The sequence below is a fragment of the Actinomadura sp. NPDC048032 genome (assembly GCF_040653175.1).
In the GTDB taxonomy this organism is placed as follows: Bacteria; Actinomycetota; Actinomycetes; order Streptosporangiales; family Streptosporangiaceae; genus Spirillospora; species Spirillospora verrucosospora.
In genome coordinates, this window is the sequence record NZ_JBEZJP010000419.1 from 1 (window position 1) to 7,253 (window position 7,253).

The following is a 7,253-nucleotide window of genomic DNA, read 5'->3' on the forward strand; positions in this document are numbered from 1 at the left end:
GCGAGGGCGGCGGCGACGGCGGCTCCGGCCCGTGCCCGGCGCCCTCTCATCATGGTGCGGATCATGGTGGGTTCTCTCCTCGCGCTGTGCCCGCAGCCCCGACCTGCGGCTTCATGGTTCGATCAGTGACTGCGTTTGAGCATCGCGTCCGACAACGCGTCGGCCGCCTCGCCGAGTCGCCGCCCCACCGCGTCCAGGCGGTCGAGCAGCTCGCGCCTGCGCAGGACGTCGATGTCCAGCGGTCCGGCGAACAGCCGGGTCAGCGCCGCCTGCCGGGTCTCCCGGACGCGGTTGCCGGCCTTGCGCGCGCCGAGCGCCGCGACGGTGACCGCGGCGGGCTCGGCGAGGACCTTCCGGACGGCGGTGTCGAGGGAGGTCAGCCCCTCCAGCACCGCGTCCAGCGGCGGTACGGCGAAGCCGAGTCCGGGCGGCCCGAACAGGTCGGCTTCGCGGACGAAGTCGCGGAGGTTGTCCAGGACGTCGTCGACGGAGCGGGAGAGCCGGTACAGGTCCTCCCGGTCTATGGGGGTGGCGAGGACGCCGCGCAGCATCGCGGCGAGCGCCGCGCGCTCGGCGTCCCCCGCGTGCTCCAGCTCGGCCATCCGGGCGCGGGCCTCCCCGGAGGGGACCCGCCCGGCGGCCATCTCCCGGGCCAGCTCGGCGCCGTCGCGGACGGCGCGGATCTGCCGGGCGACCTGCCCGACGACCCGGTCTCCGGAGCGTCCTCGCAGGTCGTCCCAGATGAGCCGGACGCGGCGGACGGGCCGGACGGCGGCGCTCACAGGGTCCTCACCGCGACGCCGCCGAGCGTCCCCGCGGCGAACGCGAGCGGCAGCGTGAACAGCCACGCGGCGCCGATGCCGACGACGTTCTGCCAGCGCACCCGGGAGGCGCCCTCGCTGGCGGCGACGCCGACGACCCCGGCGGTGACGGACTGCGTCATGCTGACCGGCGCGCCCGCCAGCGAGCTGGCCGCGACCGACGCGGCCGCCGCCGCCTCCGTGGACACCACGTGCAGCGGCCGGGCCAGCACGAGCCCGCGCCCCAGCCGCTCGCCCACCCGGTGGACGGCGCTCAGCGCGCCGGCGCAGAAGACGACGGCGATCGCGATGAGCACCACCGGGGTCGGCTGGACGGGGCCGACCCCGCCGAGCCGCCGCGTGGACACCACGTGCCGTGCCACGCTGACGACGGCGAGCATCTTCTGCCCGTCGTTGGCGGCGTAGGCGGCGCACTGGGCGGTGTAGGCCAGGACGTGGGCGGTCCGGACGGCTCCGGGCATCCCGGCGAAGGACGGCACGCGCCGCGACGCGAGCCCGAGCCCGAACCCGACGGACGTGCCGACCAGTGGGGCGGCGGCGCCGACGGCCAGGACGAGGCCGAGCCCGCCCCAGGCCACGTCGAGGCCCATGCCGAGTCCGGCGCCGCCGATGCCGCCGACGATCGCCAGCGTCAGGCTGGTCGGCAGGCCGCGCCTGGTGAGCCCGGCGACGACGGCGAGCGCGACGGTCACGCCGAGCAGGAAGGCGAGCGCGCCGCGCCGGTCGCCGAGGTCGGTGAGGCCCTCGGTGAACGTCCGCGCGACCGTGACGGTCACCTGCGGGACCAGCACGAGGGGCACGAGCACCAGCGCGGTCAGCAGCAGCCCGGACGAGCGGGGGTAGCGCCCGCTGAGGCCGAGCAGGGCCGCGCCGTCGTTGACGCCGGTCACCCAGACGAAGGCGAGCGCGACCGCGCCGAACGCCGCCGCCCAGATCACCGGAGCTCCGCGAGCGGGACGCGGCGGCCCTCGCGCAGCGAGAGCGTGGCGGCCTCGGCGACGAGGAACGCCTCCAGCGCGTCGTCGACGGTGCAGGGGCTGTCCGCGCGGCCCCTGGCCATTTCCAGGAACGTTCCAATTTCGTTCGCGTAGGCGGGTTCGAAGCGCTCCTGGAAGTCCGTCCACGGATCGCCGGGCGGCCAGTCCACCCCGGGCTCGGCCGACCGGAGCGGGGCGCGCTCGTCGAGCCCGACCACCCAGGTGCCGGCGGTGCCCGACAGTTCCATCCGCACGTCGTATCCCGCGCCGTTGTACCGCGAGCCCTGCATCGTGGCGAGCGTCCCGTCGTCCATGACCAGGACGGCGGCGCTGGTGTCCACGTCCCCGGCGGCCGAGAAGTAGGCGTCGCCGCGGTTGGCGCCGACGGCGGTGACCGAGTCGACCTCCCGGCCGGTGACCCAGCGCAGGACGTCGAAGTCGTGGATGTGGCAGTCGCGGAAGATCCCGCCGGACGAGCGGACGTACTCGGCCGGCGGCGGCGCCGGGTCGGCCGTGATCAGGTGGACGCGGTGGAGCGTTCCCAGCCGCCCGTCGAGGACGGCCTGCCGCGCCGCCGCGTACCCGGCGTCGAACCGGCGCTGGAAGCCCACGTGCACGGGCACCCCCGTCTTGGCGGCGCGGTCGCGGACCTCCAGCGTCGTGCGCAGGTCGGGCGCGACCGGCTTCTCGCAGAAGGCGGGGACGCCCGCGTCGCAGGCGCGGACGAGCAGCTCGGCGTGCGTGGACGTCGGCGTGGCGATGACGACCGCGTCGAGCCCGGCGGTGAGCACCGTCTCCGGGTCCCCGGCCGTGGCGCCGATCGGGCCGGCCAGCGCCGCGGCGCGGCGCACGTCGGCGTCTCCGATCAGCAGGGTGTCGACCTGGGGATGGCCGCCCAGGAACCGGGCGTGCGATGCCCCGATCCGCCCCGCGCCCAACAGTCCGACCCGCATGGTGCCTCCCATGGCTGTCCGATCGGATGGCGAGTTCATCTGATGGACCGGCGGCGGACACCGGTTGTTCATCTGCTCGTCATCTTCGTGTGGCTTGGGGCACATTTGTAGCCCGCACCGGAACGGCAGTCAAGACTTTGTTCTTACATCTTGACGTTCTGACTTGGACTGGAGTCTTCCCCGGGCCGGTCGTGGCCGTGCGGAGCTGCGGGAACGGCGGGACAAGGCTCGGCTCAGCCCGGCCGCGTCCGGCCAGAGGCGTGCGCGAGGCCCCCACGCACGGTGTCATCGCGTGTCTCGGGCGCGGCGGATCCACGTGCCGCGGGCATGGCTGAAGGGCGTGCCGCGGATCCGGCCGGAGCCGGGAGGGCACGCCTTCCGGGCGTCGCTTCCGGGGCCCGGGCTACCGGGTGGTGCCGCGCTCGTCGAGGACGGGCGGGACGGTGACGCGCCGGGTCTCCGCCTGCGCGCCGTCCCCGATCCGGTCCAGCAGGATCGCGGCGGCCGCGCGGCCCATCTCCGCGGCCGGCGAGGCGATCGTCGTCACCCCCGCGGCCCGCGCCCCCGGCGGATCGCCGTGGACGACCAGTGAGACGTCGTCCGGCACGCGCCTCCCGGCGCGCAGCAGCGCGGCGAGCGCGGCGACGCCCGTCGTGTCGCCGAGCGCGAGGACGGCCGTCGGCGGCCCGGGCGGACGCCACAGCTCGTCCGGACGGGCGACGACGGCGCCGGCCGGGCACGCGCGGCGCAGGGGCGAGGGGCGGGCACCGAGGTCCAGGCAGGCGACGCGGTGGTGGCCGAGGTCCGCCAGGCGCCCGAGCGCCCGCTCGACGGCCGCGGCGCCGTCGCCGGTCACGCAGTCGACGCGGTCGGAGCGGACGGAGCGCCCGACCACGGTCACGGCGCATCCGGCGGCGGCGCGCTCGATGTCGGCGGCAGGCAGCCTGGGCCCCGCCAGGACGACGCCGTCCGGGCGCAGGTCGAGCAGGTCGTCCAGGGCGGCCCGCTCGCGCGCCGGGCCGCCGCGCCCGGTGGCCAGCAGCAGGCGGACGCCGCGCCGGGCGGCCTCGTCGGCGAGCCCGTCGTAGACCGCGCCGTACCAGGGATCGCGGAGGTCGGAGAGGAGCACGCCGATCATGCCCGTCCGGCCGGCCGCGAGGCTCCGCGCCATCATGTTGGGCCGGTAGCCGAGTTCCCGGGCCGCCCGGAGCACCGCCTCGCGGCGCTCCCTGCCGACCTTGGGGGAGCCGCGCATCACCAGCGACACGAGCGCGCGCGACACTCCGGCTCGCGCTGCCACGTCCTCCAGGGTCGGGTGGGTCATGCGGTGTTCTCCCGGGTACGGCGAGTCGCCGCCATGAAGGGCATGGCGGCGACTCGCGTCGGTGCGGTTCGCTGCTAGTCGCGCGGGTCCCAGTCGCCGGGCGTGACGTCCAGGTCGAGCGGGTCCGCCACATCCTCCCAGTCCACCAGCTTGAAGTTGGTGTTCTCCCGGACCTCGCCGTTCCCGTCGGTGACCGTGGGGGTGTTGACGCCGTCGTGGACGACGAGGAGGCCGTTGTCGAAGCCGCCGACGGGGGCGCTGGTCACCATGGCCCCGTCGCAGACCTCCGACCCGTCGACCGTCGGTCCGGCGGCGACGCGGAAGTGGCCGAGGTACTGGCGCGGGTCCTGGCGGTCGTAGACCACGAAGGTGTCGTCCCCCTGGCTGGAGGCGAGCAGGTAGCCCTCGCCGTCGTCCTGCCGGTAGATGGACAGGCCCTCGGCGTCGGCGGTGAGGTGCGTGCCTCCGACGCCGGGGTCGGGCCCGCTCGGGGCGCACTCCTCGGTCTCAGGGTCGTAGGCGGCGGGGACGCCGTACTCCCGGACCTTGTCGACGAGCTGCGGCGAGCCGCTGCCGAGCGGGATGCGCCAGATGCCGACGTCCTCCTGGGCGGCGAAGAGCACCCCGTTCTCGGGGTCGGCGACCATGCCCTCGACCTGCGGTCCCTCGCCGGGGTCCTCGCAGGGAGCCCAGGTGCCGCCGCCCGGCAGGGCGAACGAGGTGGGCAGGTCGACGTCGCGGACGTGCAGGTAGGTGACGGTGCCCGCGGCGGTGGCCTCCAGCCGGACGGTGCCGATCCGGGAGGTGTGCCGGCGGCTGAGCGCGACGTAGGAGGCGCCGCGGGAGTCCTTCCAGGACGCCAGCCCGTACGCCGTCGCCTGCTCGTTGATCTCGTCGAGGGAGGACGAGAAGACGGGCGGGGCCGCGGGGTCGGTGACGTCGGTGAGCGGGGGCCGGTGGGCCTCGGCCTTCGCGGGGTCGATCGCGTAGGTGCGGACGGTGTCGCGGCCGCGGTCGGACACGACGGCCAGGTCGACCTTGCGGCGGCCGAGCTGGAAGCCGTAGATCAGGTCGACGTTGTTGAACCGTCCGGGCTCGTCGCCGGGCCGGGGCGGGGTGGGGGCGGCGAGCCGCTGGATCTGCCGGCCGGCGGCGTCGTACACCGCGAGGCCGCCCTGCTTCAGGGTCGCGACGATCAGGTCGCCGTCGCGGTCGTCCGGGTGGCTCCAGATCGCCGGGTCGTCGGCGTTGGCGTTGCCGCCCGCGTCGTCGTCGAGGTTCGCGGGCGTCTCCAGCGCGGCGCGGACCTGGGCGAGCTCGTCGCCGTCGGCGGCCGCGGGGACCGCGGACAGGAAGGCCGCGGCGAGCGCGGCGGTCGTCGCCGCGGCCGCCAGGCGGGCGCCCTGGGGGGTGGGTCGCAACTGCATCGGGTTCCTCCTGATGCGTGGGGGATGCCTGAACGGTAGGCATTAGAGCGCTCTAATTCAATAGAGCGCTCTAATTGATCAAGAGATTTTCACCGGCCGTTCGCCGGACGGGCCCCGGCGGGCCGGCTAGCGCTCGACGAGGGTGAGGGCGAAGGAGTACCGGTCGGCGCGGTAGACGTGGCAGCCGTACTCGATCGCGCCGCCCTTGTCGTCGTAGGCGGTGCGGGTCATGGTCAGCAGCGGGACGCCGCGCCGCTCGTCCAGCAGCCGGGCCTCGGCCGCCGTCGCGCCGCGGGCGCCGATCGTCTGGTTCGCGATGCGCAGGTTGATGCCGGTCGCGCGCAGCAGTTCGTACAGGCCGTGCTCGGCGAGGTCGGCCTCGCCGATCCTGAGCAGGTCGAGCGGCAGGTAGTTGGTGAGCAGGGCGAGCGGCTCGTCGCCGGTGAACCGGATGCGGCGCATCCGGGTGACCTCGGCGCCGGGCGGGACGCCGAGCTCCTTGGCCACCTGGTCCTCGGCGGGGACGGTGCCGAGCTCCAGCACCTCGGTGCGCGGCTCGCGCCCGGCCGCGGCCAGGTCGTCGTGCAGGCTGGTCAGCTCGATCGGGCGGCGGATCTCCGACTGCACCACCTGCGTGCCGACGCCGCGCTTGCGCACCAGCAGCCCCCGGTCCACCAGGTGCTGGATCGCCTGGCGGACGGTCGGGCGCGACAGCCCGCACCGGTCGGCCAGCTCGACCTCGTTCTCCAGGCGGGTGCCCGGGGACAGCTCGCCCTCCCGTATCGCCGCCTCCAGCTGCTGCGCGAGCTGGTAGTACAGCGGGACGGGGCTGCTGCGGTCCACGGTCACGCGCGGTCGGTACACCCGGCGCCTCCTCTCGTCCCAACGATCGTACCCGCCGCCGTCGGTTAGCTTATTACCTCATAATGTCATAACAAACTATTGACATACCTTCCCGGCTTTCAGCAGACTCGGCGAGGCCGATGCCGAGCACGGAACCGGGCCCGTCCCAGGGAGATGGTGAGCCAATGATCAACGACCGCGTCGCGGGAGCCCCGATCTCGTGGGGGGTGTGCGAGGTGCCCGGCTGGGGGCACCAGATGGACCCCGGGCGGGTGCTGGGGGAGATGCGCGATCTCGGGCTGGCCGCCACGGAGTTCGGGCCGGACGGCTTCCTGCCCGCCGGGGCCGGGGAGCGCGCCGCCCTGCTGGCCGAGTACGGGCTCCGCGCGGTGGGCGGCTTCGCGCCCGTCGTGCTGCACGACCCGGACCGCGACCCGCTGCCCGAGATCCGGCGGGTCCTGGCCGGCTTTGACGTGGAACGCTCCAAGTCGGAACTGACGCTGGTGCTGGCCGCCGTCCACGGGCTGGAGGGCTATGACGAGCGTCCTTCCCTCGACGCCGCCGGGTGGACGGCGCTGCTGACCAACCTCGACCAGATCGCCTCGCTGTCCGCGGAGGCCGGCGTGCGGGCCGTGCTCCACCCGCATGTCGGGACCATGGTGGAACGATCCAATGAGGTCCGGCGCGTCCTCGACGGGTCGGGCGTCCCCCTGTGCCTGGACACCGGCCACCTGCTGATCGGCGGCACCGACCCGGTGGAGCTGGCGGCGGGCGCCGCCGAGCGGATCGCGCACGTGCACCTCAAGGACGTCAGCGCCGGATCCAGGTGGCCTGCCAGTCCCGGTCGGCGAGCCCGGTGTCGAACGCGGCGGGCCGCGCCCACGGAGAGCGCTTTCCGGAGCCGTCCC

Annotated in this window: 7 protein-coding genes; 1 reads left to right on the top strand and 6 read right to left on the bottom strand. The window is 74.9% G+C overall.

Going from position 1 to position 7,253, the window contains the following annotated elements; translation table 11 throughout:
* Window positions 1–122 precede the first annotated feature (122 nt).
* From AB0C69_RS34955 to AB0C69_RS34980, 6 genes are all read right to left on the bottom strand, one after another.
* Entirely contained in the window at window positions 123–782 is a 660-nt protein-coding gene (locus AB0C69_RS34955) for a DUF47 family protein (protein WP_345173653.1), read from the bottom strand.
* On the bottom strand, window positions 779–1,759 hold the full coding sequence (locus AB0C69_RS34960; RefSeq protein WP_345173651.1) for an inorganic phosphate transporter: 981 nt from the start codon (window positions 1,757–1,759) through the stop codon (window positions 779–781). Before AB0C69_RS34960 ends, AB0C69_RS34955 begins: the two co-directional genes overlap by 4 nt.
* On the bottom strand, window positions 1,756–2,751 hold the full coding sequence (locus AB0C69_RS34965) for a Gfo/Idh/MocA family oxidoreductase (RefSeq protein WP_353835338.1): 996 nt from the start codon (window positions 2,749–2,751) through the stop codon (window positions 1,756–1,758). Before AB0C69_RS34965 ends, AB0C69_RS34960 begins: the two co-directional genes overlap by 4 nt.
* A 403-nt stretch (window positions 2,752–3,154) precedes the next feature.
* Window positions 3,155–4,075: a LacI family DNA-binding transcriptional regulator gene (locus AB0C69_RS34970; protein WP_360359465.1), complete on the bottom strand. Its 921-nt coding sequence runs from the start codon at window positions 4,073–4,075 to the stop codon at window positions 3,155–3,157.
* 74 nt (window positions 4,076–4,149) lie between these two features.
* On the bottom strand, window positions 4,150–5,502 hold the full coding sequence (locus AB0C69_RS34975) for a phytase (protein WP_360359468.1): 1,353 nt from the start codon (window positions 5,500–5,502) through the stop codon (window positions 4,150–4,152).
* A 126-nt stretch (window positions 5,503–5,628) separates the two neighbouring features.
* Window positions 5,629–6,366, bottom strand: coding sequence for a GntR family transcriptional regulator (locus tag AB0C69_RS34980; RefSeq protein WP_345173643.1), 738 nt, complete (start codon window positions 6,364–6,366; stop codon window positions 5,629–5,631).
* A gap of 164 nt (window positions 6,367–6,530) precedes the next feature.
* On the opposite strand from AB0C69_RS34980, the gene AB0C69_RS34985 reads away from it, so the two are divergent.
* Window positions 6,531–7,253: TIM barrel protein (locus AB0C69_RS34985; RefSeq protein ID WP_360359473.1), on the top strand; the 723-nt coding region annotated here is incomplete at its 3' end.

What these genes read in the sequence shown, in the direction of transcription:
- AB0C69_RS34975 (WP_360359468.1), bottom strand. Translation starts at nt 5,502, where the DNA reads ATGCAGTTGCGACCCACCCCCCAGGGCGCCCGCCTGGCGGCCGCGGCG.
- AB0C69_RS34965 (WP_353835338.1), bottom strand. Translation starts at nt 2,751, where the DNA reads ATGCGGGTCGGACTGTTGGGCGCGGGGCGGATCGGGGCATCGCACGCC.
- AB0C69_RS34970 (WP_360359465.1), bottom strand. Translation starts at nt 4,075, where the DNA reads ATGACCCACCCGACCCTGGAGGACGTGGCAGCGCGAGCCGGAGTGTCG.